Below are 14,228 nucleotides of genomic sequence, written 5' to 3'. Positions count from 1 at the left end.
GGTCAGTATTGCCGGCTGAGGCTTAACAGCCAAGGGCTGATGCCCTCTGCTCTGCGGGTTCACGGCGATCGGCCCGCGCCCCCGGACGCGCCGTAAGGCAGGTTTCTGCCGCCCAACCTAAACAAATGTTAAACGGCTGAGAACCAAATCGCTGTGTCACGCGTTTTCCCTGTCCCCTCTGAATGTTGCCAGGGATAATTTGCTGCGTTAAGTTACTTCGTTACACTCCTCATTTTTCACCTCGCAGACACCTGACAGGGATTGCGTCACAGACAGGGTAAGATCGATCTAATGGTTTCAGAATGGGTATCGTTATTGTTTTTTATCGCTTCAGCGTCACTGTACACATGGAAGGCAGGACGTCATAAGCTGTGGTTTATTGCCGTGCTGGTGCTGCTTGGCATCTATATCATTCTCAATGCTTCGCTGCTGGCCAGTAACTATTTTACCGGCGAAGGAATTAATGATGCGGTGATTTATACCATTACCAGCAGTCTGAGCGGCGCCGGAATGCAGAAGTATATTCTGCCAGCTGCTGCGCTGATAACCGGTTTATTCCTGCTGTTTCTTTTATTATCCTGGGTATTACGCCTGCGGAAAAGCCACGACTACAGTCAGTTATACAGCGCCCTGGCACTGATACTGGCGCTGGCTTCGATCAAAACCACACCTGCCTATCAGCAGGTGGCGGCGCTGATTAAATCGCAGATCGCTAAAGGGGATTCGGACTTTGACGCCCACTACAAGGTGCCAGGGAAAACCCTGCGGGGCGATAGGCCAAACCTGGTCTATATCTATGCGGAAAGCCTGGAACGTACCTATTTTGACGATAAGGCCTTCCCGAAGCTGGCCCCGGAACTGAGTGCGATCAAAAATAATGCGGTGGACTTCAGTAACACCGAGCAGCTTCCCGGCACCGAATACACCATTGCCGGGATGGTGGCGTCGCAGTGCGGCATTCCGCTGTTTGCGCCGTTTGACGGCAACGCTTCCAGCTCGCTCTCCTCCTTCTACCCACAGAATATCTGCCTGGGGGATATTCTGAAGTCTTCCGGTTACCAGAACTACTTCTATCAGGGGGCCAGCCTGAGCTTTGCCGGCAAGGATCTGTTCCTCTCTTCCCACGGCTTTGACCATGCCTACGGCTTTAACGAGCTGAAAAGCCTGGTGAAAGATCCGAAGTATCGTAACGACTGGGGCTGGTACGACGATACGGTGCTGGATCTGGTCTTCGAAAAATATCTGGAGCTGGCAAAGAAGAACCAGCCCTTTTCACTGTTCGCGCTGACGGTCGACACGCATCATCCGGACGGGTTTATCTCACGCAGCTGCCAGCGAAAATCGTATCCCTTTGAAGGAAAAGAGAATAAATCTTTTGCCGCCGTGGCCTGCGGTCAGGAGCATATTGCGGCACTTATCGAAAAAATTCGCGCCACGCCGTATTTTAAGAACACCATTATTGTCGTCAGCTCCGATCATCTGGCGATGAACAATACCGCGTTTAAATACCTCAATCAGCACGACCGACGCGACCTGTTCTTTATGCTGCGTGGCGATGATGTCAGCAGCCGGGTGGTCAACGTCAAGCGCAGCACGCTGGATAACGGTGCCACCGTACTGGATGCAATGGGCGGCGATAACTTTATTGGCCTGGGCCGCAGCAGCCTCTCTTCCACCTCGCTCTCTGCGACCTATCTCAACATTAAAGAGAAGATCACCGAGTGGAAGCCCGACGTCATCCAGCTGTGGAAGTTTCCGAAGAGCATCTCTGACTATAAAATTGATACGGAGAAAAACCTGTTCAGCTTCTCCGGCTCCCACTTTAAGCTGCCGCTGCTGCTGTCCGTGATGCCGGGTAAGATTGAACCGAAGCTGGACGCCTGGCTCGCCACGCCGCTGAAGCAGCAGCTGGCGAAGTTTGCGCCCGACGAGAAGTTTGTCTGGATTGACCGCTGCTACAAAATAGGCAGCGTGTGGGATGACAAACTGGCGATGGATAACGGGCTGTGCGTGGCCAACGGCACGCTGAACGCGGCTCCGGTCATCTCCCGGGTACAGCCCGGGAATACGCCGGGTAAGATCGTCTTCCCGGCGAAGGCTGGCACCGCGCAGAGCAATGAGCAGTATCAGCGTAGCATCACGCGCCTGAAGATAGCTGATACTGACCTGAAATACCGCTCTGACACGGTGCTGTTTAATCTGCCAGGCCTGCCGCAGCAGGTACAAAAGGTGTCCGGCCTCTCCTATGTTGAACAGTGGGGACGCTGGTCAGATGCCAATCTGCTGCCGCAGGTGACCGTTCAGTACCTGGAACCGCTGCCTGCCGACTTTACGCTGACGCTGACCGGCCGGGCCTATGGCCCTAATGCGCTGCGCCCGGTGACCATCAAGGTCGGCGGCTGGCAGCAGCAGGTGACGTTTGGCGAGCAGGACAGCACGCTGACGTTACAGGTAAGCAATCCCGGCCATGCGCGTTCGATTATCATCGTGCCGCCGGAGCCTGAGGAATCCAGCCTGGGACTGACGGACGGTTTTGCCGCCCGCAAACTGGGCATTGGCCTTGTCAGCCTGCGGGTCGCCCCGCAGCCCTGACGGGGCACATTTTCTCCACCGGAAAGACTTGCAGTTAAAATCAGAAAATCTACTATGTACTCTGAATAATTCGGGTTGCAGTGAGGCGCTAACGTCCGGCGCTCCCGGCAGTGTGGCCCCCCGGTGACGGAGGGTCAGCAAGCGCAGTTAACGCCCATGCCACCCGAAATATGACGAGTATAAAGTGGTTATCTATTTACTTTACAGGGATGCCTGCCCGTTGAAATCTCCGCTCTATGCTTTACTGCTGCTCCCTGCACTGGCGCTGCCACTGCAAAGCCAGGCACAGCCAAAGCCTGACCCGCTGATGGCGTCACAGACCGTTGAACGGTACGCCGACAATATCTTCTATAACACCAAGGCCAGCGGCATGGCGATGGTTGCGATTGATGCCAATCAGCGCATTTTCGTCAGCCGGGGCACCGTACGCCCCGGCAGCCAGCAGCGTCCGCAGAAAGACTCCCTGGTGCGCATCGCCTCCCTCAGCAAGCTGATGACCAGCGAAGTGATGGTGAAACTGTCTGAACAGGGCCGTCTGAAGCTGAACGACCCCCTGAGCAAATATGCCCCGCCGGGCAGCCGCGTGCCCGAGTATAACGGCCAGCCGATCCGCCTGATCAACCTGGCGACCCATACCAGCGCCCTGCCGCGCGAGCAGCCGGGAGGCAAAGCCAATCGGGCGGTGTTTACCTGGCCGACCAACAGCCAGCGCTGGAACTGGCTGCGCAGCGCCCAGCTGAAATGGGCACCGGGACAGCGCGCAGGCTACTCCAATCTGGCGTTTGACCTGCTGGGTGATGCGCTGGCCCGCGCCGGAGGCAAACCCTATCCTGCGCTGTTACAGGAGCTGGTCACCAGGCCGCTGGGCATGAAGGACACCACCTTTACGCCCTCCCCGGACCAGTGTCGTCGCCTGATGATCCCGGCCAAAAGCCCGAGTCCGTGCAATAACTCACTGGCCGCCATCGGCAGCGGCGGCGTCTACTCCACCCCGGATGATATGGGCCGCTGGATGCAGCAGTTCCTTGCTTCGGACGTCAACAGCCGCAGCGCACAGGCCGACCGTCTGCAGACGATGATTTATCAGCGCAGTCAGCTCACGAAAGTGGACGGGATGGACGTACCGGGGCGTGCTGATGCCCTGGGCATGGGCTGGGTCTATATGGCCCCGCGCGACGGTCGCCCGGGGATTATTGAAAAAACCGGCGGTGGCGGCGGCTTTATCACCTACATGGCGATGGTACCGCAGTACAGCGTCGGGGTGTTTATCGTGGTCGCCCGTTCGCCGGAGACGCGCTTTACTCCGATGAGCGATGGCGTCAACAATCTGCTGACCGAACTGATCGGCAATACCTCCGGTAGTGCTCAGCTGGCCGCCAGCATTATGGCCAACTGATCTCCCTGGCTTGCGTCAGCGGGCCAGGAGCAGAGCGCACTTTCTGCCCCTGGCGACGCCGTCAGGTGGCGGGACGCCTGCCGTTCGCCGGCTGATAAACCGTCCCATACGATCTGCCCCTGACAGGCGAATATCACTCAGGCCGTGCGCTCCCGCCTTCTGATGTCGGCGGTTCAGCCGTGTCGCGCTGCCGCGAGCGCCGCAGCAGTTGCTCGCGGGCCAGCAGCCTGCCACGTTTATCGAAATAGCGGCTGGGCCAGATCTCCGAAGGGTGCATCCCCAGCGCAGCGGCAATAATAAACTCCCCTTTAGGCCAGGGCCTTTTCAGGGCGTTTGCCAGCGTGCCGGAACTTAACCCCACTTTGCGTGACAGCTCCGCCAGAGAGGTTTGTCGCTTTTTCATCGCCGCGACAATGTCGGCGGGGTGCATATCAGTTTTTTTCTTCATGCCTTCCTCTGCTTGTTTTCCAGGTCTGATATCGTCCAAAGCCAATACTAAGTAATACTTAGTACATTTTACACGGGCAGCTTAGAGAATCCTGTTAATTGCTCACAAATCAGGATCGACATGCTGCCACATCGTTTGAAAGAAGCCCGGGTAAAGAAAGGAATATCACAACAAAAACTGGGGGTCTTGGCGGGGATTGACGAAGCGACTGCCAGCGCACGGATGAATCAATACGAGCGCGGTATCCATGTCCCGGACTTTGAACTGGTGTGCCGCATTGCTGAAGTACTGGACGTTCCTGCCTGCTTTTTCTATACCCTGGAAGATGAGCTGGCCGTTCAGATCTGCCTGTGGCATGATGAGAGTAAAAAAGCGTAATTCCCGCCCCCGCCCTGCCTTACAACCTCTGATTATAACGCCACCCTTTTTATCATAAGCCGTCATGTTGACTCCGTGCGCGATTTGCGGTTGTTTGATATGCCTCCAGCTTATTGAAATTAAGGAAAATAATGTGAAATATCCCCTGGGCCATACCGTAAAATCCGCCGCGCTGATGATGGCGATCCTGCTTGGCGGCTGCGACCAGAAACATGACGATGCCCACCATATTAAGGTCGGGGTAATCAACGGTGCCGAGCAGGATGTGGCGGAAGTGGCCAAAAAGGTGGCGAAGGAGAAGTACGGCCTGGAGGTGGAACTGGTCGGGTTCAGCGGCTCGCTGCTGCCGAACGATCCGACAGCGCACGGCGACCTGGATGCCAACGTCTTCCAGCATCGTCCTTTCCTCGAGCAAGACAACAAAGCCAAAGGCACCACGCTGGTGGCCGTCGCCAATACCTTTGTGTTCCCGATGGCGGGCTATTCCAGAAAGATTAAACAGGTCAGCGAATTAAAAGACGGGGATACCATTGCCATCCCTAACGACCCGACCAACCTGGGCCGCGCCCTGCTGCTGCTGCAGAAAGAGAAGCTGATTACGCTCAGGGCCAATACCGGCCTGCTGCCGACGGCGGTCGATATTATCGCCAACCCGAAGCGGCTGAAGATCATGGAAATGGAAGGGGCGCAGCTGCCGCGCGTGCTGGATGATGCGCAGGTGACGGTGGCGATTATCAGCACCACCTATCTGCAACAGACGGGGCTGAATCCGGTACGCGACAGCGTGTTTATTGAAGATAAACAGTCGCCGTACGTCAATATCATCGTCACCCGGGAGGAGAATAAAGACGCCGCCAACGTGCGCGACTTTATTAAATCCTACCAGTCGCCTGAAGTGGCAACCGCAGCAGAGACTATCTTTAACGGTGGGGCTGTACCGGGCTGGTAACCGGTAAAGGGTCAGCCCCGCGCATCAGCGCGCGGCTGGCCGGGGCTTAGTGCAGCAGCCACTTAGCATGCAGGCTGATGGCCGCTGAACGGATCGCCTCAACGCTCTGTCCGTACTCTTCCGGCGTCAGCTTCTCCAGACGGGCGAGGTTTTCCTCGTTGCCATGCAGCGCGATCGTCGCCAGCTCAGGTTGCAGGGCCACCGGCAGGGATGACCAGTCTCCCAGCGCCACGCCTTTCATATAGCCAAAGCACCAGTCTTCTACCACGATGAACTCCTGATCCTCCACGGTATTGAGGCCGAACAGCGGTTCGAACTGATCCGGGTAATCACTGAGGCGATCGGCAATATCATTCATATGCTGGGCGAGCAGATCCATAAACTGCTCAAACTCTTCGTCCGATTCCCACTCAGGATCGTTCTCTTCCCCACCCCAGATCACCGGCAGCCACTGCTGAGGCTCCACCAGCACCGGGCCGGAGAGGATAGCCGTGAACAGGCCATCCAGCTCAGAAGCATCCACCACCGACGCCTCACTGCCGTACTTCATTAAAATATCGTCCAGCCATTCCAGTTCTGCTTCGGTCAGAGGGCCTTGTTGCATGGTGTTACCTCGCTGCTTATATCCGTTTTCACCCGGCGTTTACCGGTTTATGAGGCTATTCTGGTAGTCTGACGGGGAAAAAGCCACCGTCGTGACATACTATTTCATTCAGCGGTAAGCTTACCGGGCTTCAGCCGCCGCCCGCGCTGAATACTGAGCACGGAGAGGGCTTCTGCCAGCAGCCATCACGACAACGGAGTCTGACTATGTCATCTGTCTTTGTTCCTGCGCTTCACTTCAGCATCGTGCAGCTCAGTGACATCATGAATACCTGCTTTCAGCAGTATGTGGTGCCACTGTCGGTCACGCCGGACTATTTTGCTACGCGCTTTGGCGCTGAAGGGCTGAATTTTCAGCACTCCGGCGTGTGGATGCAGGGGGAGACGCCCGTGGCCATCGTCCTGATTGCCACGCGCGGTCGTGAGGCGAGGATCGCGGCCTTTGCGCTGAACCCGGACTTTCGCGGTCAGGGGCGGGCGAAGCCGATGATGACGGCAGTGCTGTCCCGCCTGGCGGCGGAGCATATCGGGCCGATCTGGCTGGAGGTCATCGGGGATAATACGGCGGCGATCGCGCTTTATGAGACGCTGGGCTTTCGCATTACACAGACGCTGCTGGGGTTTAGCGGGCCGGGCCCCTCACCGGGATCTGCGCCCCCTCTTGAGCACACGCCCACCGACGTGCTGTTGCACGCCATCTGGCGCGCCCCGCAGGAGGAGACGCCGTGGCTGCTTGATCCGCTCGCGTTCCCGGCGCTGCCCTGTGAGGTCGTGGGCAACGGTGAGCCTGCATGGGGGGTGATCGACCGGCTGACAGGGACGCCACAGCTGCGTTATCTTTTTGTTGATCCGGCCTGCCGCCGTCAGGGGCTGGGCAGCGATTTGCTGGCCAGCATCGGTGCGCACTATCCGGGGATCCGCACGCCCGTGGCGGTACCGCAAAGGCTGGCTCCCCTGTTCCACAAGGCTGGCTTTGAACCGATGGCGCTGACGCAGTATGAGATGTGTTTAAGCCGGTAAATCCGCCCAGGCCCGCGCCCCTCCCTCACCGCGAGGGGCGGCGGTTAAACCGCTATCAGCGTTTCACGCTGTCAATAAAGGTTTGCCGTGCCGTTTTCGACCCGAGGCGTTCCGCTTCGTCCAGCAGCTTCAGCGCCTTATCCACGTTGCCCGCTTTCACCGCTTTCTTAATTGCGTCGTTAAAATAGCTTTCAGAATCGTCGAGCATCGGCTCCGCCGCTTTCGCCGGCGCTGGCGGAGTTGCCGGCGCGTTATTGCCCACCACCACCGGTGCAGCTGCCGGTGCCGCTGCCGGGAAGATCTGGCCAATCATCACGTTGCCGGTTTTCTGCTCGGCGGTGACTTTCAGGCTTAACGTGCCGGCCGGCGTATGGCGCGCCACCGGATCCGGGATATCCGGCACGGCGTTACCCACGCCCGCCGCATAGGCTTTCGCCGGGTTCACCATCTGCGTACTGCCCGCCAGATCCTGGCGCGTGGTATACACCAGCAGGAAGATCTGTTTCTGGCCCAGTGCAGGCGTCAGTTTCAGGGTGCCCTCCAGACGGTCGCTGGAAACGATGCCCGGCGGCTGATACGGGAAATAGCTGGAAGGGTAAAAGGCTGCCGGACGCATCTGCTCATCCAGCACTAACACGTTCGGGGCATACACCGTTTTACCGGTGGCAATACTGGTCAGCGTGATCTCAAGCGATCCCCGGTCGGCAGGCAGGGCAAAAGCCGCCACGGCCCCCTGAATATCACCCTGATTAATCTTTGCGCTGGCGGTTCCCAGCGTCACATCCTGCGTCACCGGCGGTACCAGCGGCGTCCATGAAAGGTGGCGCAGGGTCTCACTCGCGATCGCCGGGGCGGTATTGGCATCATGCTGCGCGGCAAACACCCCGGCAGGCGACGCCGCCAGCAGGCTCAGCGACAGACACAGTGACAGCAGATTTTTTCTCATCGTTGTTTCCTTTTGATCACGCTAAAGGCTGGCGGCTATCCACTGATATACCGCCAGCCAGCACTTCTTAGCTCATGTTAAACACAGCTTTTTCCAAACTGTTTCGTGTTGCTGGAAGGCGGCAAGTGGCCAAGTCCCCGGGAACGTAGACCACTACGTGACCGGGGCGAGGCCGCGCAGCCAACGCATCAGCAGCGCGAAACAGGAAGGAAAAAGTTACCACCAGACTTCCATCTGCGCGCCAAACGTCACTTCATCGTCATTGCCACGGCTGAACGTACGGGCGCTGGTGTCATTCATGGCTAAGCCGTTGCTGGTGCCGGTATCCGTGTCATAGCCCCACTTCTCATCCCAGTTCGCATAGGTGGCGAACACGCGGATGGCCGGACGCGACCAGATACTGCTGCCTGCCTGCCACTGCTGGGCCAGGGTCACTTTGTACTGACCGTTGCGGTCGCCGGTACGCTGGGACTTGACGTTGTCATAGCCCACTTCCAGCAGGGTGCTCATGATCGGCGTCCACTTGTACATCGGGCGCATACCCACGGTGTACCAGGTGGTGCCGTTGTTGTTGTCACGGTCAACGTCCTGGTACATGCCGACATACATCAGGCTCCAGGTGTCGTTGAAATCAATGGCACCGTGGTCGAGCACGCGCACCATGCTGCCGTTGTTGTTGATCGCCGAACCGTTGGAATGGCCGTTGGCCGCGCCCTGCCCCGGATCGGTCATGGCGTCAGCGGCATACTGCACCACAAACTTGTTGAAGCCGTTATAAATGCTCTGCGTGTGCTCCGCCGTCAGCAGCCAGCCGTCTTTGGTGGCATCGTCAGCCAGCGAGTAGCCATCACGCGCATTGGCACGGCCGTAGTCCACACCCAGCTCCAGCACGCCGCCCGGGTTGGTGTTCAGCCCGGCCAGACGCACGTCGAACACATCGTTGGAGGTGGCGACTTCATTACGCTGGTCGGCGATATAGCCGAACGATCCGCCGCTTTCGGTATTACGTGTGGCAGCCAGTGACAGCTTACCGAAGCCCAGGTCGATATCCTCCAGACCGGCACCCGGGCCCGAGATATCCCAGTAGTAGAAGTCAATCATGTGCACGTCATGACGCTGATAGAAGCGCTTACCGGCCCACATTGTCGCCCCCGGCAGCCATTCGATCAGGTTTTTCCCCTTCACGTTGGCCTCACGGAAAGCCGGATCGGTTGACTCCCAGTCGTTCTGCTGCGACACGGAATAGGCGACGTTAGTATCAAAGTAGAAACTCTTATCGCCTTCCTTCCACACTTCCTGACCCAGCTTTAACTCGGCATAGGTTTCACACTCGTTACCCAGACGGTATTTGCTGTCGGCACCGGTGGCTTTGAAGCACTGCTGCTCGCCGCCGCTGCCTGACCAGCCAATCCCGGAACGGGCATAACCGGTAAAATCAACCGCCATCGCTTGTGCAGAAAGGATACCGGCAGCCACTGCCAGCGACAGGGAAGCACTACGCATTGTTATCATCATTTTCTCCTGTAGGGGATCGCGTGCTTTCAAACGCCGGGTTCGGGGTGTAACCGGCGACATGCTGTTCCATCTTCGCGGAACAGATGGCAGCGGTGTGGCGGCAAACCGATGGCGAATGTTGCACCTTCTTCTACCAGCACCACGTCATTCTGGCGGTACACCAGGTTCTGACGGATAGCCGGAATTTGGATATGAATCTGGGTTTCGTTACCCAGCTGCTCTACCACCTGAACCTCACCGGACAGCGTCACTTCGGCGATATCGCCCGGCAGCAGATGTTCGGGGCGCACCCCCAGCGACAGATTGCTGCCGACGATCACGTCGGTGCCTTCCACCGGCAGCCAGACCTGCTGACGGTTGGGCAGCTCAACCTGCACGCGCTGTGGTTCCACACCGGTGACTTTGACCGGCAGGAAATTCATTTTTGGCGAGCCGATAAACCCGGCGACAAAGCGGTTGGCGGGGTAGTGATACAGTTCAAGCGGTTTGCCGACCTGGGCGATGTGCCCGGCGTCGAGCACCACGATTTTGTCGGCCAGCGTCATTGCTTCAACCTGGTCGTGGGTGACGTAAATCATGGTGCGCTTCAGGCGCTTATGCAGACGGGATATCTCAATGCGCATCTGTACGCGCAGCGCGGCATCAAGGTTAGACAGCGGTTCATCCAGCAGGAAGACCGTCGGTTCCGCCACCAGCGTACGGCCAATCGCCACGCGCTGACGCTGCCCGCCCGACAGGGCTTTCGGACGGCGTTCCAGCAGGTGCGCCAGCTGCAGCACCTCCGAGACCTGGTTCACCCGCTGACTGATTTCAGCCTTCTTCGTCCCGGCCAGCTTCAGCCCGAACGACATGTTCTCAGCCACCGACAGGTGGGGATACAGCGCATAGGACTGGAACACCATGCCGATCCCACGCTCTGCGGGCGGCACCTCGTTCATGCGTTTATCGCCAATTTTCAACTCACCGGAGGTGATGTCTTCCAGACCGGCAATCATCCGCAGCAGCGTTGACTTACCGCAGCCGGAAGGGCCGACAAATACCACGAATTCGCCTTCCTGGATGTCCAGATTGATGTCGCTGGAAATCACCGTCTTACCAAAGGCCTTGTACACGCTGTTAAGGGAAACGCTCGCCATCCTGAACTCCTGTACCTGAATCCTGCGAGAAAACTCGATGCAACGAAGAGTGAAGGAATAGCGGTTAAGCGTAATCATCCGTAACAAAATTTTTCACGGGGGAGACGCAGGGAGGACGCGAGCGCCCTGCCTGCGGCTGAAAGTTCACAACAACCTGCAAATTCGTGATCGGGGTTGCAAAAAATGAAGGGGATTGTTGAGCGGTAAAGCACATAACGCCTGAGAGTGTCGGTGGGATCACACTCTGAGAGCCGGGGGCGTAGAGGGGGGGATGATGAAGCCAGGCCGGGTTGAATCCACACTGACGCGGTACCCTGTCATCCCGTCTGTGACATCAGCCTTACCGGCTCCTAACAGAGAATAAAAGGATTGGATTATGACTCTCAGCATTAAGGCTCCTTCCATTAAAAAAGTCGTTCAACATGCCCTGGCCCTCTCCGCGCTTGCGTCCATGGTGCTGTCCTCTTCTGCCTTTGCCAAAATAGAAGAAGGGAAGCTGGTCATCTGGATCAACGGGGATAAAGGCTATAACGGCCTGGCGGAAGTCGGTAAGAAATTCGAAAAAGACACCGGCATTAAAGTCACGGTAGAACACCCGGACAAGCTGGAAGAAAAATACCCGCAGGTGGCGGCCACCGGCGGCGGCCCTGACATTATTTTCTGGGCGCACGACCGCTTTGGCGGTTATGCCCAGTCCGGCCTGCTGGCGGAAGTCAGCCCGGACCAGGCGTTTAAAGACAAACTGTTCCCGTTCACCTGGGACGCGGTCACCTTCAACGGCAAGCTGATCGGCTATCCGGTCGCGGTGGAAGCGCTGTCGCTGATTTACAACAAAGACCTGATTAAAGACGCGCCGAAAACCTGGGAAGAGATCCCGGCGCTGGACACCGCGCTGCGTGCCAAAGGCAAAAGCGCCATCATGTGGAACCTACAGGAACCCTACTTTACCTGGCCGATCATCGCCGCTGACGGTGGTTATGCGTACAAGTATGAAAACGGCAAATACAACATCAAAGACACCGGGGTGAATAACGACGGCTCCCGCGCCGGCTTACAGTTCATTATCGACCTGGTGAAAAACAAACACATTAACGCCGACACCGACTACTCCATCGCTGAAGCCGCCTTTAACAAGGGCCAGACCGCGATGACCATCGACGGGCCGTGGGCGTGGTCAAACCTCGACAAGAGCAAAATCAACTACGGCGTGGCGCTGCTGCCCACCTTCCACGGCAAACCGTCTAAGCCGTTCGTCGGCGTGCTGACTGCCGGGATTAACGCCGCCAGCCCGAACAAAGAGCTGGCAAAAGAGTTCCTGGAAAACTACCTGATCACCGACGCGGGCCTGAGCGACGTCAACAAAGACAAACCGCTGGGCGCGGTTGCGCTGAAATCGTACCAGGAAAAACTGGAGAAAGATCCGCGCATCGCCGCCACCATGGCGAACTCGAAAAACGGTGAAATCATGCCGAACATCCCGCAGATGAGCGCGTTCTGGTATGCCGAGCGCAGTGCGATTATCAACGCGGTGAATGGCCGTCAGACCGTGCCGCAGGCGCTGAAAGACGTTGAGTCGCGCATTACCAAATAAATACGTTAACTGACTGATGCCGTTGAGGTAATGAAATAAACGGTGCGGAGCCTGCGGGCTCCCCATCGTTCCTACAAGGATAGCCCCTATGCCAGTAGCCCAAACCGGTCTGACCGCTGAAAAAAAACGGCCGTTGAGTCATGCGCTGAAATGGCTGGCCATCGGCCTGCTCGCCTGCTTAACCGGTTATCTGATCGTGCTGATGTATGCGCAGGGTGAATATCTGTTTGCCGTTCTGGCCCTGATCCTCGCCAGTACCGGCCTGTATATCTACGGAAACCGCCGTGCCTACTCATGGCGCTATGTTTACCCCGGCCTGGCCGGCATGGCGTTATTCGTCCTGTTCCCGCTGGTCTGCACCATTGCCATTGCCTTTACCAACTACAGCAGCACCAACCAGCTGACGTTTGAACGTGCGCAGTCGGTGCTGATGGGCCGTGAATTCCAGGGCGGCAAGGCGCTGAATTTTGCCCTCTACCCGTCCGGCGACCGCTGGCAGCTGGCGCTGACCTCTCCGGACAGCAGCGAGGTGCTGGTTTCCCCACCTTTCGCCTTTGATGCCTCTGACGCGAAAACGCTGACCCTGACGCCGCAGGCGGCTCCCACCGGGGAAAAAGCCGGGCTGCGCGTGGTGACGCAGAACCGCCAGGCGCTGGGCAAACTGCAGGCCGCCCTGCCGGACGGCAGCATCCTGCGCATGAGTTCCCTGCGCCAGTTTTCCGGCACGCAGCCGCTCTACCAGTTGAATAAAGAGAACCAGCAGCTGACCGATGCCCAATCCGGCGTGGTCTACCGGCCGAATATGGCGAGCGGTTTTTACCAGGCGGTGAACGCCGGGGGAGAATGGCAGGCAGAAAAACTCAGCCCCGGCTTTACCGTCGGCATCGGCTGGGACAACTTCCTGCGCGTGCTGCACGATGACGGCATTCAGAAACCCTTCCTGTCTATCTTTGTCTGGACGGTGATTTTTGCGCTGCTCACCGTGGTGCTGACCGTTGCCGTCGGCATGGTGCTGGCCTGCGTGGTGCAGTGGGAAGAACTGAAAGGCAAAGCGGCGTACCGTATCCTGCTGATCCTGCCCTACGCCGTCCCGGCGTTTATTTCCATCCTGATCTTCAAAGGGCTGTTTAACCAGAGCTTCGGGGAGATCAACCTGATGCTCAACGCGCTGTTTGGGATTAAACCGGCGTGGTTCAGCGATCCCTGGACGGCGAAGAGCATGATCATCATCGTCAATACCTGGCTGGGGTATCCCTACATGATGATCCTGTGCATGGGCCTGCTGAAGGCGATCCCGGACGATCTCTACGAGGCGTCGGCAATGGACGGTGCAACCCCGATGCAGAACTTCTTCCGCATCACGCTGCCGCTGCTGATCAAACCGCTGACGCCACTGATGATCGCCAGCTTTGCCTTTAACTTTAACAACTTCGTGCTGATCCAGCTGCTGACCAACGGCGGGCCGGACATGCTGGGCACCACCACGCCTGCCGGGCATACCGACCTGCTGGTGAGCTACACCTATCGCATCGCCTTTGAGGGCGGTGGCGGGCAGGACTTCGGACTGGCGGCGGCGATTGCCACGCTGATCTTCCTGCTGGTCGGCGCGCTGGCTGTCGTCAACCTGAAAGCCTCACGTATGAAATTCGACTAG

At 57.9% G+C, this 14,228-nt stretch carries 12 protein-coding genes; 7 read left to right on the top strand and 5 right to left on the bottom strand.

Annotated features, from left to right (window positions below; genetic code table 11):
- Positions 1 to 291 precede the first annotated feature (291 nt).
- A complete protein-coding gene (gene opgB / locus K6L24_RS02905) occupies positions 292 to 2,592 on the top strand; it encodes a phosphatidylglycerol--membrane-oligosaccharide glycerophosphotransferase (RefSeq protein WP_222681934.1) in 2,301 nt (766 codons plus the stop codon).
- Positions 2,593 to 2,812: 220 nt separating this feature from the next.
- The gene (gene ampH / locus K6L24_RS02900; RefSeq protein ID WP_062744372.1) at positions 2,813 to 3,988 is read left to right on the top strand and encodes a D-alanyl-D-alanine-carboxypeptidase/endopeptidase AmpH; all 1,176 of its coding nucleotides are present in this window, start codon (positions 2,813 to 2,815) and stop codon (positions 3,986 to 3,988) included.
- 133 nt (positions 3,989 to 4,121) lie between these two features.
- On the opposite strand, the gene K6L24_RS02895 is transcribed toward ampH, so the two are convergent.
- Positions 4,122 to 4,436: a helix-turn-helix domain-containing protein gene (locus K6L24_RS02895; protein ID WP_062744373.1), complete on the bottom strand. Its 315-nt coding sequence runs from the start codon at positions 4,434 to 4,436 to the stop codon at positions 4,122 to 4,124.
- A 120-nt stretch (positions 4,437 to 4,556) separates the two neighbouring features.
- Here K6L24_RS02895 and K6L24_RS02890 point away from each other — a divergent pair, with 120 nt between their 5' ends.
- Positions 4,557 to 4,814, top strand: coding sequence for a helix-turn-helix transcriptional regulator (locus K6L24_RS02890; RefSeq protein WP_222681933.1), 258 nt, complete (start codon positions 4,557 to 4,559; stop codon positions 4,812 to 4,814).
- 145 nt (positions 4,815 to 4,959) lie between these two features.
- Positions 4,960 to 5,763: a lipoprotein NlpA gene (gene nlpA, locus K6L24_RS02885; RefSeq protein WP_255210141.1), complete on the top strand. Its 804-nt coding sequence runs from the start codon at positions 4,960 to 4,962 to the stop codon at positions 5,761 to 5,763.
- Positions 5,764 to 5,809: 46 nt separating this feature from the next.
- On the opposite strand, the gene K6L24_RS02880 is transcribed toward nlpA, so the two are convergent.
- The gene (locus tag K6L24_RS02880; protein ID WP_062744375.1) at positions 5,810 to 6,367 is read right to left on the bottom strand and encodes a YecA/YgfB family protein; all 558 of its coding nucleotides are present in this window, start codon (positions 6,365 to 6,367) and stop codon (positions 5,810 to 5,812) included.
- A 206-nt stretch (positions 6,368 to 6,573) separates the two neighbouring features.
- Between K6L24_RS02880 and K6L24_RS02875 the strand changes: the two genes are divergently transcribed.
- Positions 6,574 to 7,386 carry a GNAT family N-acetyltransferase gene (locus tag K6L24_RS02875; RefSeq protein ID WP_222681932.1) on the top strand — a complete coding sequence of 271 codons (813 nt, stop codon included), beginning with the start codon at positions 6,574 to 6,576 and terminating at the stop codon, positions 7,384 to 7,386.
- Positions 7,387 to 7,441: 55 nt separating this feature from the next.
- On the opposite strand, the gene malM is transcribed toward K6L24_RS02875, so the two are convergent.
- The 3 genes from malM to malK form a co-directional block, all read right to left on the bottom strand.
- A complete protein-coding gene (gene malM, locus K6L24_RS02870) occupies positions 7,442 to 8,332 on the bottom strand; it encodes a maltose operon protein MalM (RefSeq protein WP_062744377.1) in 891 nt (296 codons plus the stop codon).
- A gap of 216 nt (positions 8,333 to 8,548) precedes the next feature.
- Positions 8,549 to 9,847, bottom strand: a complete 1,299-nt coding sequence (locus K6L24_RS02865) for a maltoporin (protein ID WP_162901007.1) — start codon at positions 9,845 to 9,847, stop codon at positions 8,549 to 8,551.
- A gap of 26 nt (positions 9,848 to 9,873) precedes the next feature.
- Positions 9,874 to 10,983, bottom strand: a complete 1,110-nt coding sequence (malK, locus tag K6L24_RS02860; protein WP_062744379.1) for a maltose/maltodextrin ABC transporter ATP-binding protein MalK — start codon at positions 10,981 to 10,983, stop codon at positions 9,874 to 9,876.
- Positions 10,984 to 11,359: 376 nt separating this feature from the next.
- On the opposite strand from malK, the gene malE reads away from it, so the two are divergent.
- Both malE and malF read left to right on the top strand, forming a co-directional pair.
- The gene (gene malE, locus K6L24_RS02855; protein ID WP_062744380.1) at positions 11,360 to 12,574 is read left to right on the top strand and encodes a maltose/maltodextrin ABC transporter substrate-binding protein MalE; all 1,215 of its coding nucleotides are present in this window, start codon (positions 11,360 to 11,362) and stop codon (positions 12,572 to 12,574) included.
- A gap of 88 nt (positions 12,575 to 12,662) precedes the next feature.
- Positions 12,663 to 14,228, top strand: coding sequence for a maltose ABC transporter permease MalF (gene malF, locus K6L24_RS02850; protein ID WP_062744381.1), 1,566 nt, complete (start codon positions 12,663 to 12,665; stop codon positions 14,226 to 14,228).

The organism is Erwinia persicina, assembly GCF_019844095.1.
In the GTDB taxonomy this organism is placed as follows: Bacteria; Pseudomonadota; Gammaproteobacteria; order Enterobacterales; family Enterobacteriaceae; genus Erwinia; species Erwinia persicina.
This window is presented reverse-complemented; position numbering and strand designations above follow the sequence as displayed.

Bases quoted from the DNA above. Each gene is read 5' to 3' on its own strand.
- opgB (WP_222681934.1), top strand. From the start codon at position 292: ATGGTTTCAGAATGGGTATCGTTATTGTTTTTTATCGCTTCAGCGTCA.
- K6L24_RS02895 (WP_062744373.1), bottom strand. From the start codon at position 4,436: ATGAAGAAAAAAACTGATATGCACCCCGCCGACATTGTCGCGGCGATG.
- K6L24_RS02890 (WP_222681933.1), top strand. From the start codon at position 4,557: ATGCTGCCACATCGTTTGAAAGAAGCCCGGGTAAAGAAAGGAATATCA.
- K6L24_RS02880 (WP_062744375.1), bottom strand. From the start codon at position 6,367: ATGCAACAAGGCCCTCTGACCGAAGCAGAACTGGAATGGCTGGACGAT.
- K6L24_RS02875 (WP_222681932.1), top strand. From the start codon at position 6,574: ATGTCATCTGTCTTTGTTCCTGCGCTTCACTTCAGCATCGTGCAGCTC.
- malM (WP_062744377.1), bottom strand. From the start codon at position 8,332: ATGAGAAAAAATCTGCTGTCACTGTGTCTGTCGCTGAGCCTGCTGGCG.
- K6L24_RS02865 (WP_162901007.1), bottom strand. From the start codon at position 9,847: ATGATGATAACAATGCGTAGTGCTTCCCTGTCGCTGGCAGTGGCTGCC.
- malK (WP_062744379.1), bottom strand. From the start codon at position 10,983: ATGGCGAGCGTTTCCCTTAACAGCGTGTACAAGGCCTTTGGTAAGACG.
- malE (WP_062744380.1), top strand. From the start codon at position 11,360: ATGACTCTCAGCATTAAGGCTCCTTCCATTAAAAAAGTCGTTCAACAT.
- malF (WP_062744381.1), top strand. From the start codon at position 12,663: ATGCCAGTAGCCCAAACCGGTCTGACCGCTGAAAAAAAACGGCCGTTG.